At 32.7% G+C, this 14,857-nt stretch carries 12 protein-coding genes; 9 read left to right on the top strand and 3 right to left on the bottom strand.

The annotated features are described in order from the left end of the window. The first annotated feature begins 9 nt into the window (after positions 1 to 9). From tpiA to E0K96_RS07245, 3 genes are all read left to right on the top strand, one after another. The gene (gene tpiA / locus E0K96_RS07255) at positions 10 to 753 is read left to right on the top strand and encodes a triose-phosphate isomerase (RefSeq protein ID WP_087244921.1); all 744 of its coding nucleotides are present in this window, start codon (positions 10 to 12) and stop codon (positions 751 to 753) included. A 231-nt stretch (positions 754 to 984) separates the two neighbouring features. Continuing rightward, positions 985 to 3,660 (top strand): bifunctional acetaldehyde-CoA/alcohol dehydrogenase, encoded by a 2,676-nt coding sequence (gene adhE / locus E0K96_RS07250; protein ID WP_168082239.1) that lies wholly within the window; start codon positions 985 to 987, stop codon positions 3,658 to 3,660. Between the two features lie 96 nt (positions 3,661 to 3,756). Continuing rightward, the gene (locus E0K96_RS07245) at positions 3,757 to 5,226 is read left to right on the top strand and encodes a glycoside hydrolase family 1 protein (RefSeq protein ID WP_168082237.1); all 1,470 of its coding nucleotides are present in this window, start codon (positions 3,757 to 3,759) and stop codon (positions 5,224 to 5,226) included. A gap of 63 nt (positions 5,227 to 5,289) precedes the next feature. Here E0K96_RS07245 and E0K96_RS07240 read toward each other — a convergent pair whose 3' ends face one another. Continuing rightward, on the bottom strand, positions 5,290 to 5,610 hold the full coding sequence (locus E0K96_RS07240; protein ID WP_087244331.1) for a PTS sugar transporter subunit IIB: 321 nt from the start codon (positions 5,608 to 5,610) through the stop codon (positions 5,290 to 5,292). A gap of 156 nt (positions 5,611 to 5,766) precedes the next feature. Here E0K96_RS07240 and E0K96_RS07235 point away from each other — a divergent pair, with 156 nt between their 5' ends. After that, the gene (locus E0K96_RS07235; RefSeq protein ID WP_168082235.1) at positions 5,767 to 6,117 is read left to right on the top strand and encodes a NusG domain II-containing protein; all 351 of its coding nucleotides are present in this window, start codon (positions 5,767 to 5,769) and stop codon (positions 6,115 to 6,117) included. A gap of 367 nt (positions 6,118 to 6,484) precedes the next feature. On the opposite strand, the gene E0K96_RS07230 is transcribed toward E0K96_RS07235, so the two are convergent. Further along, a complete protein-coding gene (locus E0K96_RS07230; RefSeq protein WP_168082233.1) occupies positions 6,485 to 7,273 on the bottom strand; it encodes an HAD family hydrolase in 789 nt (262 codons plus the stop codon). 130 nt (positions 7,274 to 7,403) lie between these two features. Here E0K96_RS07230 and E0K96_RS07225 point away from each other — a divergent pair, with 130 nt between their 5' ends. Both E0K96_RS07225 and gltA read left to right on the top strand, forming a co-directional pair. Next, positions 7,404 to 8,252 (top strand): sulfide/dihydroorotate dehydrogenase-like FAD/NAD-binding protein, encoded by an 849-nt coding sequence (locus tag E0K96_RS07225; protein WP_168082231.1) that lies wholly within the window; start codon positions 7,404 to 7,406, stop codon positions 8,250 to 8,252. After that, the gene (gene gltA / locus E0K96_RS07220; RefSeq protein ID WP_168082229.1) at positions 8,252 to 9,640 is read left to right on the top strand and encodes an NADPH-dependent glutamate synthase; all 1,389 of its coding nucleotides are present in this window, start codon (positions 8,252 to 8,254) and stop codon (positions 9,638 to 9,640) included. The genes E0K96_RS07225 and gltA overlap by 1 nt, the downstream gene beginning before the upstream one ends. Before the next feature lie 158 nt (positions 9,641 to 9,798). Here the strand turns inward: gltA and E0K96_RS07215 are convergent, their stop codons facing one another. Next, positions 9,799 to 10,791 carry a LacI family DNA-binding transcriptional regulator gene (locus E0K96_RS07215; RefSeq protein WP_168082227.1) on the bottom strand — a complete coding sequence of 331 codons (993 nt, stop codon included), beginning with the start codon at positions 10,789 to 10,791 and terminating at the stop codon, positions 9,799 to 9,801. A 164-nt stretch (positions 10,792 to 10,955) separates the two neighbouring features. Here E0K96_RS07215 and E0K96_RS07210 point away from each other — a divergent pair, with 164 nt between their 5' ends. From E0K96_RS07210 to E0K96_RS07200, 3 genes are read left to right on the top strand one after another with little or no spacing between them, the layout of a single operon-like run. Continuing rightward, positions 10,956 to 12,464 (top strand): UDP-glucose--hexose-1-phosphate uridylyltransferase, encoded by a 1,509-nt coding sequence (locus tag E0K96_RS07210; RefSeq protein WP_168082225.1) that lies wholly within the window; start codon positions 10,956 to 10,958, stop codon positions 12,462 to 12,464. Beyond that, positions 12,457 to 13,470, top strand: a complete 1,014-nt coding sequence (locus E0K96_RS07205; RefSeq protein WP_168082223.1) for an aldose epimerase family protein — start codon at positions 12,457 to 12,459, stop codon at positions 13,468 to 13,470. Before E0K96_RS07210 ends, E0K96_RS07205 begins: the two co-directional genes overlap by 8 nt. Further along, positions 13,470 to 14,750 (top strand): galactokinase, encoded by a 1,281-nt coding sequence (locus E0K96_RS07200; protein ID WP_168082221.1) that lies wholly within the window; start codon positions 13,470 to 13,472, stop codon positions 14,748 to 14,750. Before E0K96_RS07205 ends, E0K96_RS07200 begins: the two co-directional genes overlap by 1 nt. Positions 14,751 to 14,857: the final 107 nt, after the last annotated feature.

Genomic DNA, 14,857 nt, shown 5'->3' with positions numbered 1-14,857 from the left:
ATTATGACAATGAGAAAACCAATTATCGTAGGAAACTGGAAAATGAATAAAACAATTGCCCAAACAAAAGCTTTTGTTGAAGCAGTTGATGGAGCATGCACTGATAAAGCTGATTGGGGAATTGCAACTCCATATTTAGCTTTACAGACTGCTAAAGGTGCAGCTAAAAACTTAATTGTTGCTGCTCAAAACTGTCATTTTAAAGATAGTGGTGCTTATACTGGAGAAGTGAGTGTAAGCATGTTAAAAGAAATTGGAGTAGAATGGGTTATTTTAGGTCACTCTGAAAGAAGACAATATTTTGGTGAAACTGATGAAACAGTGAATGCAAAAATGCGTCAAGTTTTATCAAATGATTTAACTCCAATTGTATGTGTTGGTGAAACATTAGAAGAATATGAAGCAGGAACAACTAAAGATGTTGTGAAAACTCAAACAGTAGCTGCATTTAAAGATGTATGTCCAAACTGTGCAAGTCGTGTTGTTATTGCTTATGAACCAGTATGGGCTATTGGTACTGGAAAAACTGCAACTAATGAAATCGCTCAAGATGTTTGTGCATATATTAGAAGCGTTGTTGCTGAATTATATGGTCAGGAAGTTGCTGATCAAGTGAGAATCCAATATGGTGGATCTGTAAAACCAGAAGGATTAAAAGCTTTATTAGAACAACCTGATATTGATGGAGCATTAGTAGGTGGAGCTTCTTTACAAGAAGATTCATATAAAGCAATGATTGCTGCATTAGACTAATTATTCATTGAAAAGTCAACCTATAAATATGGGTTGGCTTTTTTTGAAAATGAAAATAAAAGATATGGAAAATATTGATTTTTATTGGGAAAAATAATTTTATAAATTGAAAAGGTTTACATTGTTTTTTCGCTTTTTTTATTATGAAAAATATATACTCTTGCTTGTTTTTTCACAAGGAATATAGTATATTAGACGTGTAAATAATTTTATGATGTCGGAGGAAATGTTATGGCAGAAAAAAAAGCTGTAAAAAAAGAAGCCCCAAAGGCTGAATGGACTAATGAACAAGTTGATGCTCATATTGATGAGTTAGTACAAAAAGCATTAGTTGCATTAGACAAATTTGAATCTTTTGATCAAGATGCTGTAGATTACATCGTTGCTAAATGCTCTGTTGCTGGATTAGATCAACATGGTGTTTTAGCAGAAGCAGCTGTTAAAGAAACTGGAAGAGGTGTCTTTGAAGATAAAGCTGTTAAAAACTTATTCGCCTGCGAATATGTAACAAGTAATCTTCGTCACTTGAAAACTGTAGGAATTATCAATGAAGATCCTTTAACTGGAATTACTGAAATTGCTGAACCAGTTGGTGTTATCTGTGGTATTGTTCCAACAACAAACCCAACTTCAACAGTTATCTTCAAATCATTAATTTCATTAAAGACAAGAAACCCAATCATCTTCTCATTCCATCCATCTGCATATGAATGTTCAGTTCAAGCTGCAAAAGTAGTGAGAGATGCTGCAATTGCTGCTGGAGCTCCAGAAGATTGTATTCAATGGATTGGTGTACGTGGATCAATGTATGCAACTAACGCATTAATGAACCATCCAGGTGTTGCAACAATCTTAGCAACTGGTGGTAACGCAATGGTTAAAGCTGCTTACTCTTGTGGTAAACCTGCTTTAGGTGTTGGTGCTGGTAACGTACCTGCATATGTTGAAAAATCTTGTATCTTAAAAAGAGCAGTTAATGATATCGTATTATCAAAATCATTCGATAATGGTATGATTTGTGCTTCTGAACAAGCTGCAATCGTTGACCAAGAAATTTATAATGAATTTAAAGAAGAAATTTCTCGTTTTAAAGTATATTGGGTAAATGCTGAAGAAAAAGCTAAACTTGAAAAATATATGTTTGGTGCTGAAGCATACAGTGATAAAGTTAACGAAGTTGGAACTGTTAATGCTGCAGTTGTTGGTAAACCAGCAATTTGGATCGCTGAACAAGCTGGATTTAAAGTACCAGAAGATACTCAAATCTTACTTGCTGAATGTAAAGAAGTTGGTCCAAATGAACCATTAACAAGAGAAAAATTATCTCCAGTATTAGCTGTATTAAAAGCAACTTCAACTGAAGATGGTATTGCTAAATCTGCTGCTATGGTAGCATTCAACGGTTTAGGACACTCTGCTGCTATTCATACACAAAATCATGATATTTCAGTAGAATTTGGTTTAAAATGTAAAGCAATTCGTGTTATCGAAAATGCTCCATCTACATTCGGTGGAATTGGTTCAGTTTACAATGCCTTCATTCCATCATTAACATTAGGATGTGGATCTTATGGTCACAACTCAGTATCTAATAACGTTAGTGCTGTAAACTTATTAAATATTAAGAGAATAGGGAGACGTAACAACAATATGCAATGGGTTAAACTTCCTCCAAAAATCTACTTTGAAAGAAATTCAATTAGATATTTAAGAGATATGAAATACATGGAAAAAGCCATGATTATTACTGATAGAGGTATGTACAATCTTGGATATGTTGAAAAGATTGAAGACGTTATCAGAAGAAGACGTAATAAAGTTGACTTAGAATTATACTTCGATGTAGAACCAGATCCAAGTATTGATACAGTTAACGAAGGTGTTGAATTAATGAGAAAATTCCAACCTGATGTTATCATTGCATTAGGTGGTGGATCATCAATGGATGCTGCAAAAGTTATGTGGTTAATGTATGAACATCCAGAAGTTAACTTCGATGATATCAAACAAAAATTCATGGATATCAGAAAACGTGCATTCAAATTCCCTGAATTAGGTAAGAAAGCAAGATTAATCTGTATCCCAACAACTTCAGGAACAGGTTCAGAAGTTACACCATTCGCAGTTATTACTGATAAGAAAGCTAATAAGAAATATCCATTAACTGACTACGCATTAACTCCAACTGTAGCTATCGTAGATCCAGAATTCGTTATGAGTTTACCACCAGCAATTGCTGCTGATACTGGTATTGACGTATTAACTCATGCTGTTGAAGCTTATGTTTCAATCTTAGCTTCTGACTTTACTGATGGATGGGCTAAACAAGCTGTTAAGATGGTATTTGATTACTTAGAAGAATCAGTTACAAAAGGAACTCCAATCGCTAGAGAAAAAATGCACAATGCTGCAACTATCGCAGGTATGGCATTCGCTAACGCATTCTTAGGAATGAACCACTCATTAGCTCATAAGATTGGTGGAGAATGGCATATTCCTCATGGACGTACAAATGGTATCTTATTACCACATGTTATTAGATACAATGGTACAGTTCCAACTAAATTAAATATTTGGCCAAAAATTGAAAACTATAAAGCTGATATTAAATACATGGAATTAGCACAATTAATTGGATTAAAACCAAAAACTCCTGAAGAAGGTGTTCAAATGTTCGCTGATGCATGTGAAGAATTATGCGTTAAAGTTGGTGTCGCAACTAACGTTAAATCTCAAGGTATTGATAAAGCTGCTTGGGAAGAATCAATTCATAGAATTGCTATGAATGCATATGAAGATCAATGTACTCCAGCTAACCCAAGAATGCCAATCGTAAAAGATATGGAAGAAATCTTACGTACTATTTACGATTATGAATCAAAATTTGCACCTAAAGATGCAAAATAATATAAATTGAGCATAACCTTATGGCTATGCTCTTTTTTCTTACAAATAGAAAAAATGTTTTATAATAAAGTTATAAAGAAATGGAGGTAATAAAAAATGGGTTTTCCTAAAGGATTTTTATGGGGTGGAGCAGTTGCTGCCAACCAATGTGAAGGTGCTTATCTAGAAGATGGAAAAGGTTTATGTGTGCCTGATATGTTATTAGGTGGAGATGTGAATACACCAAGAACATTTTTACCAAAAACAGATCCTACGGCCTTTTATCCAAGTCATGAAGCTGTAGATTTCTATCACCATTATAAAGAAGATATTGCTATGTTTGCTGAAATGGGATGGAATGTTTTTAGATTTTCAATTAACTGGGGACGTATTTTCCCTAATGGTGATGATGAAGAACCAAATGAAGCAGGTTTGAAGTTTTATGATGATGTGATTGATGAATGTCATAAACATGGAATGGAACCATTAATTACTTTATGTCACTATGAAATTCCATGGAATATTGTCACAAAATATAATGGTTTTACTGATCGAAGAGTGATTGATTTATTTGTAAAGTATGCAACAACATGCTTTAAACGATATAAGGATAAAGTGAAATATTGGTTAACTTTTAATGAAATCAATATTGCATGTATGGGTGAAGGAGGAATTGGAAATCTTTATGGTTTAGGAATGATGGATCCTGAAGATGTCAATTCAGATCATCGTATTCCATTGGATGAATTAAAGAGTGATCCACAAAAAATGTTTGAAGCATTACATAATGAATTTGTTGCCAGTGCATTAACTGTGAAAGCAGGACATGAAATTAACCCTGATTTTATGATTGGAAACATGATTGCTCATACAACAGTTTATCCATTGACACCAAATCCTAAGGATATTTTAGCTGCATATGATGAAGATGATTTCAAGAATAATTTCTGTGGTGATGTTCAGGTTCGTGGTGAATATCCATCATATATGTGGCGTTATTTTAAAGAACATGGTATTGATACTTCTTATATCACTGAAGAAGATAATAAAATTTTAAAAGAAGGAACAGTTGATTTCTATACATTCTCATATTATCAATCTAACTGTATTACTGTAAGTAAGGATGTAGAAATGGCTAAAGGTAATATGACAGTTGGTGCTAAAAATCCTTATTTAGAAGCAAGTGACTGGGGATGGCAAATTGATCCAGATGGTTTACGTTATACATTAAAATTATTGAATGGCCGTTACCCACATACACCATTAATGATTGTTGAAAATGGACTTGGAGCATTTGATAAGGTTGAAGAAGATGGTTCTATTCATGATGATTATCGTATTGCCTACTTAAGACCACATATTGCTGCTATGAAGGAAGCTATTGAAGATGGTGTCCCATTAATTGGTTATACAACTTGGGGACCAATTGATTTGGTTTCTGCAGGAACAGGACAATATGCAAAACGTTATGGATTTGTTTATGTGGATAGACATGATGATGGAACAGGAGATTTTTCTAGAAGTCGTAAAGACTCATTTTATTGGTATAAAAAAGTTATTGCATCTAATGGAGAAGATTTAGATTAAGTAAAAAAAGGGCATTTAGAAATGTCCTTTTTAAGTATTCATATGTTAGCGAATGTTTAACGCTTATTTTTTCCAATCTTCTAGCATTTTTAAAGCTTGGTCTAAAACTTTTTCACCGTCCATCATACCATAAGTACGCATGTCAATAACATCAACAGGGATAGCGTTTTTAACTTGTTCTTTGATAGAATTTAAACGGAAACGAACTTGAGGTCCAATAAGTAAAACATCACATGGATCAGCAGCATATTCTGTTGTAAGAGCAGTTTCACTAACAGCCCAAATTTTAGCTTCTAAACCTCTTTCTTTTGCAGCTTTTTGCATTCTTGTGACAAGTAAGCTAGTTGACATACCAGCGCTACATGCTAACATGATTTTAACCATATCAAGATTCCTCCTTATTTATAATATTTCTATATAAATATTATACACCTATCTTATCAATTATGAAATAACAAAGATTAAAATTCATAAAATTATTGACTTATGTGTCACTCTTGATTACCATAATAAAGAAAATAAAAGTAAAGGAAATCATATATGAAAAAGAAAGATATTATTTTTATTATTGGCTTATGTATTGTGATTGGTGCAATCTATCTCATTTATCAACTGACTCAAGATAAAAAAGGTGGTATTATAGAAATCCATTATCATGATGAGATTATTGAAACAATAGATATATCAAAGAATCAGACATATACTTTTGAAGGAGATTATGGTGAATTTCATTTAGAAGTGCAAGATCATCAATATCGTGCAGTCAATGTTGATTGTCCTAATCATGATTGTGAAAAAGTTGGTTGGGTTAAAGAAGGAAGTTCAAAAAGTATTATATGTGTACCAAATCAGATTTATGTTGTACAAGCGAATGTAGAAGCACAATACTAATCAAGAAAAACTGTGAATTAAGAAATTGTTCATAGAGAATTCATAAGTTCTCGGTAGTATATAAGTGTCTTAAGACAAGACATATAATATGATAAAATATAGACGATCCCTCTCCCTATATACCAATTCGTCTATAAAAGTAAAAAGAACGTTTCCCCACGTTCTTTTTTTGTGTTTAAAATGGCAATATTTAAAAAAGTTCACATAAAGTTCTTATGAAATTCACAATGAATTCATATGGCTGGGTTAATATATAAGTGTCTTAAGACAAGACATATAATATGATAAAATATAGACGACCCCTCTCCCTATATATCAAATTCGTCTATAAAAGCAAAAAGAACGTTTCCCCACGTTCTTTTTACTTTTATATAAGATGAAAATGTTCTAAAGCATGTTGAATACCATCCTGGTTAACAGGGGTTGTTATGTAAGTGACTTGGCCCAATAAAAGAGGATGACTATTTCCCATAGCAACTGATTCATGTGTATAAGTTAACATAGGTAAGTCGTTAAGGGAATCACCCATGCTTATAGTGTCTTTTAAAGTATATCCAAGATGATCAATCAAGTATTGAATACCAGTTGCTTTAGAATATGGAAGAGGCACAATTTCTAAGAAATCAATATCTCTTTGAATAATAAGAAAGTCGTTTTCTAATGCTTTTTTAAAGGCTTCAATCTGTGTGTCAGGTTGATACCAGACAGTGAGTTTATCAAAAGGAACATCCTCATGACTAGAAAAACTGTGAACTTGAAAATGAAGATCCTGATATTTCTTTTTAATAGCTTGAATAAAAGGATGCTTTAAATGTTGTGAAAAATAAACACCACTTTTTCCTTCTAACATTGCATCGACCTGATATTGATCAATGCTTTGAATCACTTTTTTTCTTAGTTCAAAATCTAATTCAGTATGAAATAATATTTTTTGTTGATATTCGATATAGGTTCCACAACCACAGACATAGCCATCAAAAGGAAGATCAGTGATGACCTTATCAATTGTAGAGATGGGACGACCGGTATTAATAAAACAAAGATGACCATTTTTTTGAGCTTTTTCAATAGCTTCAATTGTAGAAGCTGGCACAGATCCACTCTGTTCATCCAACAAAGTTCCATCTATATCAAAAAATATAAGTTTTTTATTCATAAAACATTTCTCCTTTTTTCATATCATAAGCTATGAATCCTATGGAGGTCAAGAGATAATGATGATGTTGTATTGCGAAAAAATTATCCCTGTGATATAATTTTTTAAACTACGAGAGGGGTTGATCGAAATGTATAAGATTTTACACAAAGAAAAATTAAATGATGTTGTAGAGTTAATGGTTGTTCATGCACCCCATGTTGCGAGAAAATGTGAACCAGGACAGTTTATCATTTTAAGAGTGGGTGATGATGGAGAAAGAATCCCATTGACAATTGCTGATTATGATAGAGAAAAAGAAACAATTACGATTATTTATCAAATTGTTGGATATTCTACAAAAGCATTATCTTTATTAAATGAAGGTGATGAAATTACAGATTTTGTAGGACCTTTAGGAGAACCAACAAAACTACATGCTTCAAAACATGTTATTGGTGTTGCTGGTGGTGTAGGAAGTGCACCACTTTATCCACAGTTAAGAGCTTTAGCACAAATGGGTGTTGATGTTGATGTGATTATTGGTGGAAGAGAAGCACAATATGTTTTATGGGCTGATGAATTTAGAAAGTTCTGTAAAAATGTTTATATAACAACAGATGATGGATCACTTGGTAAAAAAGGCTTTGTAACTCAAGTGTTAGCTGATTTGATTGAACAAGGTGAAGAGATTGATGAAGTGATTGCGATTGGACCAGTGCCAATGATGAAAGCAGTTGTTGCTGTTACAAAACCCCATAATATAAAAACATCTGTTTCTTTAAATCCAATTATGATTGATGGAACAGGTATGTGTGGATGTTGTCGTGTAACTGTTGATGGTAAAATTAAGTTTGCTTGTGTTGATGGACCAGATTTTGACGGGTTACAAGTTGATTTCGATGAACTGATGGCACGTCAAAGAATGTTTAAAGAAGAAGAACATCAAATGGATGAAAAAGCAAATCGTATGTGTAATTTAATGGGAGGTGTTCAATAATGCCTAATATGTCATTAGAAAAGGTGAAAATGCCTGAACAGGAACCTCAGATTAGAAATCAGAACTTTAAGGAAGTTGCATTAGGATATACAAAAGAACAGGCTATGGAAGAAGCTACAAGATGTTTAAATTGTAAACATAGTCCATGTAAGAATGGTTGTCCAGTCGGTGTGCCTATTCCTGAATTTATTGCTGAAGTTGCAAAAGGAAACTTTGAAGAAGCATATGACATTATTACACAGGAAAATGCTCTTCCAGCTATTTGTGGACGTGTCTGTCCTCAAGAAAATCAATGTGAAGGGAAATGTGTTCGTGGCATCAAAGGAGAATCAGTAGGAATCGGACGATTAGAAAGATTTGTTGCTGATTATCATCGTGAGCATGGTCAAAAGAAAGATAATCATATTGAAAAGAATGGAAAAAAGGTTGCCGTTGTCGGAAGTGGACCTGCAGGTATGACTTGTGCAGGAGAATTAGCGAAAAAAGGATATGATGTGACTGTTTTTGAAGCTTTGCATAAAACAGGTGGCGTTTTATCATATGGAATCCCTGAATTCCGTTTACCTAAAGATTTGGTTCAAAAGGAAATTGATGGGGTCGCTGATTTAGGTGTCAAATTTGAAACAAACGTTGTTGTTGGACGTTCTATGACAATTGATGAATTACAAGAAGAAGGTTATGAAGCTATCTTTGTTGGAAGTGGCGCTGGACTTCCTCGTTTCCAAGGTATTCCTGGTGAAAATTTAAATGGTGTTTATGCAGCTAATGAATTTTTAACACGTGTTAATTTGATGAAAGGTTATGAATTTCCAAATCATCCGACACCAGTGAAAATTACTGAAACAGTTTGTGTTATTGGAGCCGGAAATGTCGCAATGGATGCTGCAAGAACTGCAAAACGTTTAGGAGCAAAAAATGTATATATTGTTTATCGTCGTGGTGAACAAGAAATTCCAGCCAGAGCTGAAGAAGTACATCATGCTAAAGAAGAAGGCATTATTTTCAAGTTACTTACAAATCCAGTCAAAATTGAAGGTGAAGATGGTTGGGTTAAATCTATGGAATGTGTAGAAATGGAACTTGGTGAACCTGATGAAAGTGGTAGAAGAAGACCGGTTGTTAAGGAAGGTTCAAACTTTGTTATTGAAACGGGGACAGTGATTGTTTCTATTGGTCAAAGTCCTAATCCATTAATCAGACAGACAACACCTGGTTTAGATACTCAAAAATGGGGTGGAATCATTGTGGATGAAGAAACAATGAAAACATCTAAAGATGGTGTTTATGCTGGTGGCGATGTTGTCACTGGAGCAGCTACAGTTATTTTGGCTATGGGAGCTGGTAAAAAAGCAGCTCAAGCGATTGATGAAGCATTAAAACAAAAATAAAACAGGAAAATGAAGTGATCTTTATGATTGGATTATCCAAATCATAAGGGTTGCTTCATCAATCCTGTTTTTTTTATTTATCTAAGATATATAGATTTTAAAAAATTGATTATTTCAGTTGATAAACACGAAGTTTATCATATGATTTTTGTTAGAAATTATAAAGCTTGACATGATTCTCTTTCTACTAAATAACATGGGAGTTGAATACGCATTGGTAAGAGTTTGGTATGATCTTTAATAGCCTGATGAAGTAATCTGGCCCCAAATTGTCCCATATCAAATGCAGGAGCATAAAAAGTTGTAAGAGGCGGATATGTATAATTGCTGGCATCAATATTATCAAAACCAATAATAGAAATATCGTCAGGAATATGGAAACCATAATCATTCAAAGCTTTCATTGCGCCCATCGCAATCGGATCACTGGCAGCAAAAAGAGCTGTTGGTAAATGATGAGATTGAATCATGTTTGACATCATAGCATAACCTGATTCACTGGTAAATTCTCCTTCAATCATATAATCTTCATATTCTATTTGATATTCTTTAGCATATTTGATAAAAGATTTTTTTCTTATATCATCATAAGCTTGTCCATCATCTAAATATTCAACAGCACCAAGATAACCAATCTTTTGATGACCTAGATTTGTTAAATATGTCAGAGCTTGCTTTAAAGCTAAATCAAAATCTAAAACTATCGAACATTCTTTTAAATTTTCATAATCCATATCCAATAAAATAATAGCATCATTATATTTTTTTAAAGTTTCAATATGACTTTTACTAAATTTACCTAGGCAAATAATACCATCAATTCCCTTTAAAGACTTTTCAATGTTCACATCATCTTTAAATATTCTTCTTAAAATAATTCCATTTTTGGCACAATAATCTTCTACACCATGACGTAAAGTTAAGTAGTAGGGATCATTGATTTCCTGTTGTAAAGAATACCATTGAATCAGACAAATATGAATACCAGGGTCGTTTTTCTTTTTCTTTTGGTATTGCAGTGCTTTTGCGGCTTCTAAGACATTTTCTCTTGTTTGTTGAGGAACGCTTAATGTAGGATCATTGTTTAAGATGCGGGAAACTGTCGCAATTGAAACTTGAGCCATTTGGGCAATATCTTTTAAAGTGGCCATAATTACCTCCTTGTTTTCTATATTATATAGGAAAATGTTATAAAAAGCCATGAAATTCATAGAATAACTTTATAAGTAAAATTTTACTTAAAAATAAGTAAATAATGTTTGAAGTTTTGTTGGAAGCGTGGTATGGTATAGGTAAGAAAAGGGAGGGTCAAAATATGAACCATGAGATTAATCAGTTAATACAATTTGGGTTAGATCATCATCTGATTCAAGAGGAAGATGTGGACTATACAGTCAACTTACTGTTGGATTTATTAAAAATGAATGAATTTTATAAAGAAGATATTCATGAAACGATTAGTGACAGTACAGGTATTTTAGAAAAGATGTTAGACTATGCAGTGGATAAGGGAATTATTGAAGATAGTATTGTGGAAAAAGACTTATTTGATACACGCATTATGAATTGTCTGATGCCTAGACCTAGTGAGGTGATTCGAGAATTTCGTCAACGCTATGCCCGTTCTCCTCAGGATGCGACAAAGTATTTTTATCAGCTTTCTATTGATTCTCATTATATTCGTAAAAACAGAACGGACCAGAATATTAAATTTCAAAAATATTATAAATATGGCAATATAGATATTACAATTAATCTATCTAAACCAGAGAAAGATCCTAAAGATATTGCAAAAGCAAAATTAGTCAAAACAAGTGGATATCCTCAATGTTTACTATGCAAGGAAAATGTAGGCTTTAGTGGTGATTTTAATCGTCCTGCCAGACAAAACCACCGTATTATTCCATTGAAATTAAATGATACAGATTATTATTTACAATACTCACCTTATGTTTATTATAATGAACATTGTATTGTTTTAAATAAAGAACATATTCCTATGGTGATTAATCAGGATACGTTTCAACATCTGTTATCCTTTGTTGAACAGTTTCCCCATTATATGTTAGGTTCTAATGCAGATTTACCAATTGTAGGAGGATCAATTTTAACACATGATCATTATCAGGGTGGATGTTATGAGTTTCCAATGAATAATGCAGATGTTATTAAAACAATGACATGGGACAAATATCCTGATTTAAAGATTGAAATATTAAAATGGCCACTTTCAACAATCAGAGTAACTTGCCAAGATTCACAAAAAATTGTTGAATTTGCGTCAAAAACATTAAAAGCATGGAAGAATTATTCTAATCCATCTCTAGATATTCTTTCACACAGTGATCAAACACCACATAATACCATCACTCCAATCGCAAGAATGAAAAATCATGACTATCAAATGGATCTTGTCTTAAGAAATAATCGAACTTCTCAAGAACATCCTGATGGCATTTTTCATCCTCATGCTTCATTGCATCATATTAAAAAAGAAAATATTGGTTTAATAGAAGTGATGGGTTTAGCAGTTTTACCAGCACGCTTGAAAGTGGAATTGGAATTATTAAAAGACTGTCTATTAGGAAAAAAAGAAATCAGTGAATATCCTGAATTACAGAAACATGAATTATGGTATAATGAAATCAAAGAAAACTATCAGATTCAAGAAGATACGGTTGATGATGTTTTGAAAACAGCTCTCACAATAAAGTTTGTAGAAGTTTTAGAAGATGCTGGTGTTTTTAAAATGAATGATGAAGGTATTGAAGCATTTTGTAGTTTTGTAGAGTCATTATGTAAGGAGGAGGATAATAATGATTGAAGTGATCAAACATATAGATGATCAAATTGATTTGATTTCTATGAAAAATGAACAATTAGAAGTTGTTGTATCCAATTATGGATGTACAATTATCAAAGTTATCATGGCAGATAAAAATGGACATAAAGATGATGTCGTTTTAGGTTATGATGATTTTACACAATACCAGACATTAGATGCTTATTTAGGAGCGTTGGTAGGAAGAGTTGCTAATAGAATTAAAGCAGGACAATTTAGTTTAAATGGTCAAGATTACCATTTGGCTGTTAATAACGGTCCTAACCATTTACATGGTGGGATCAAAGGATTTAGTTATCAGGTTTTTGATTACACAATTGAAGATGAACACACATTAAAACTTCACTATTTATCAAAAGATGGAGAAGAGGGTTATCCAGGTGATTTAGATTTAACAGTCACATATACATTAAAAGATGATACTTTAACTGCTCATTATCAGGCAACATCATCAGCAGATACGCTTATTAATATTACAAATCATTCATATTTTAATTTGTCAGGACACAAAGAAAACATCTATCTGCATACTTTACAGATTCATGCATCCCAATTTGCTTGTGTTGACTCTGATGGTTTAACAACTGGTGAATTGAAAGATGTTGAAGGAACACCATTTGATTTCAGACAACCTGCACTTATTGGTGAAAGAGTAGAACAGGATGATGAACAGTTAAAAATTGGTAAAGGATTTGATCATCCATTTCTTTTTGATACGCAAAGCAATCAGGTGATTTTAACTCATGAGCCAACAGGAAGACAATTGATTGTGTCAACAACTTTACCACAAGCTCAGATTTATACAGCTAATTATTTGGATGGAAGATTAGGAAAATATGGAGAACGCTATTATGCAAGAGATGCTGTATGTATTGAAACACAGAATATGCCTGATGCGATTCATTTAGAAGAACATCCAACAACACTATTAAAGAAAGGAGAAACATATGATGAAATAACATCATATCAGTTTAAAGTTATTCAATAATGAAAAAAGCAAGTTTAATTATTCAAGATATTCAAAACAATGTTTATAATGATACGTTTTTAGATATTTATGTTGATCAGGAACAATTAGAACATCAAAAATTAAGATATGTTCAAGCTATTGAAAAATTCATTGATTTATATGGTGATCAGGAAGTCAGCATTTATAGCACACCTGGAAGAAGCGAGGTTTGTGGGAATCATACTGATCATCAACATGGTGAAGTTTTAGCTGCAGCTATTAATTTAGATATCATTGCAGTCGTTGCAAAAGATGATACAAAGATTAAAATTTTATCTGATGATTATGATATTGAAGCTATTCACATTGATGATTTGACATTAAGAGAAAATGAAAAAGAGTCATCAGAAGGATTGATTCGTGGTATTCTTGCTAGATTCCAACAACTTCAATATAAAATTGGTGGCTTTGTGGGATATATGACAAGTGATGTTTTACAAGGTTCTGGATTATCTTCATCAGCTGCCTTTGAAGTGATGATTGGAACGATATTATCAGGTATGTATAATGATATGAAAGTAGATCCTGTCACAATTGCGAAAATTGGTCAATATAGTGAAAATGTTTATTTTGGAAAACCATGTGGATTAATGGATCAATGTGCCTGCTCAGTGGGAAGTTTGATTCATATTGATTTCAAGGATAATGAAAATCCTATTGTAGAAAAAATAAATGTTGATTTTCCACGTTTCCATCATAGTTTGTGTATTGTTGATGTCCATGCTTCACACGCTGATTTAACAGAAGATTATGCGTCTATTCCTGAAGAATTGAAAGAAGTCGATCATTTCTTCCATCAGGAATACTTAAGAGATGTGGACGAAAAAGAATTTTATGAACATTTAACTGAAGTCAGAGAAGCAGTCAATGACCGTGCTGTTTTAAGAGCCATTCATGTCTTTAAAGAAAATAAACGTGTTCAACAGGCTGTTCAGTCATTAAAACAGGAAGACTTTGATACTTTTAAGACAATTGTCAAAGCTTCAGGAGAAAGTTCATTTAAATATCTTCAAAATATTTATTCTAATCATTATGTTGGACAACAGGCTGTTTCTTTAGCTCTCGCATTGTCTGAAAATTTATTAGGAGCACATGGAGTATGTCGTGTTCATGGTGGTGGTTTTGCTGGAACAATTCAAGCTTTTGTAGAAGATGATTATGTTGAAGCATATAAACAGGGAATTGAAAAGTATTTTGGTGAAGGAAGTTGTCATATTTTAAAAATCAGAAAATATGGTGGTATGAAAGTTATTGATTAAAATGATTGGAGACTTAATTTCTATAAAAGAAGTTAAGTCTTTTGTTTTATAGTTTGGATTATGTTTGTTTTGTTATTGAATTTAAAATGATATAATAACATTAAGAA

It is taken from the genome of Massilimicrobiota sp. SW1139 (genome assembly GCF_012027715.1).
Lineage (GTDB): Bacteria > Bacillota_I > Bacilli_A > Erysipelotrichales > Coprobacillaceae > Allocoprobacillus > Allocoprobacillus merdigallinarum.
This window is presented reverse-complemented; position numbering and strand designations above follow the sequence as displayed.

Excerpts from the sequence above, each read along its gene's own strand:
- gltA (WP_168082229.1), top strand. The coding sequence starts at position 8,252 with ATGCCTAATATGTCATTAGAAAAGGTGAAAATGCCTGAACAGGAACCT.
- adhE (WP_168082239.1), top strand. The coding sequence starts at position 985 with ATGGCAGAAAAAAAAGCTGTAAAAAAAGAAGCCCCAAAGGCTGAATGG.
- E0K96_RS07235 (WP_168082235.1), top strand. The coding sequence starts at position 5,767 with ATGAAAAAGAAAGATATTATTTTTATTATTGGCTTATGTATTGTGATT.
- E0K96_RS07215 (WP_168082227.1), bottom strand. The coding sequence starts at position 10,791 with ATGGCCACTTTAAAAGATATTGCCCAAATGGCTCAAGTTTCAATTGCG.
- E0K96_RS07230 (WP_168082233.1), bottom strand. The coding sequence starts at position 7,273 with ATGAATAAAAAACTTATATTTTTTGATATAGATGGAACTTTGTTGGAT.
- E0K96_RS07225 (WP_168082231.1), top strand. The coding sequence starts at position 7,404 with ATGTATAAGATTTTACACAAAGAAAAATTAAATGATGTTGTAGAGTTA.
- E0K96_RS07240 (WP_087244331.1), bottom strand. The coding sequence starts at position 5,610 with ATGGTTAAAATCATGTTAGCATGTAGCGCTGGTATGTCAACTAGCTTA.
- E0K96_RS07245 (WP_168082237.1), top strand. The coding sequence starts at position 3,757 with ATGGGTTTTCCTAAAGGATTTTTATGGGGTGGAGCAGTTGCTGCCAAC.
- E0K96_RS07200 (WP_168082221.1), top strand. The coding sequence starts at position 13,470 with ATGAAAAAAGCAAGTTTAATTATTCAAGATATTCAAAACAATGTTTAT.
- tpiA (WP_087244921.1), top strand. The coding sequence starts at position 10 with ATGAGAAAACCAATTATCGTAGGAAACTGGAAAATGAATAAAACAATT.
- E0K96_RS07210 (WP_168082225.1), top strand. The coding sequence starts at position 10,956 with ATGAACCATGAGATTAATCAGTTAATACAATTTGGGTTAGATCATCAT.
- E0K96_RS07205 (WP_168082223.1), top strand. The coding sequence starts at position 12,457 with ATGATTGAAGTGATCAAACATATAGATGATCAAATTGATTTGATTTCT.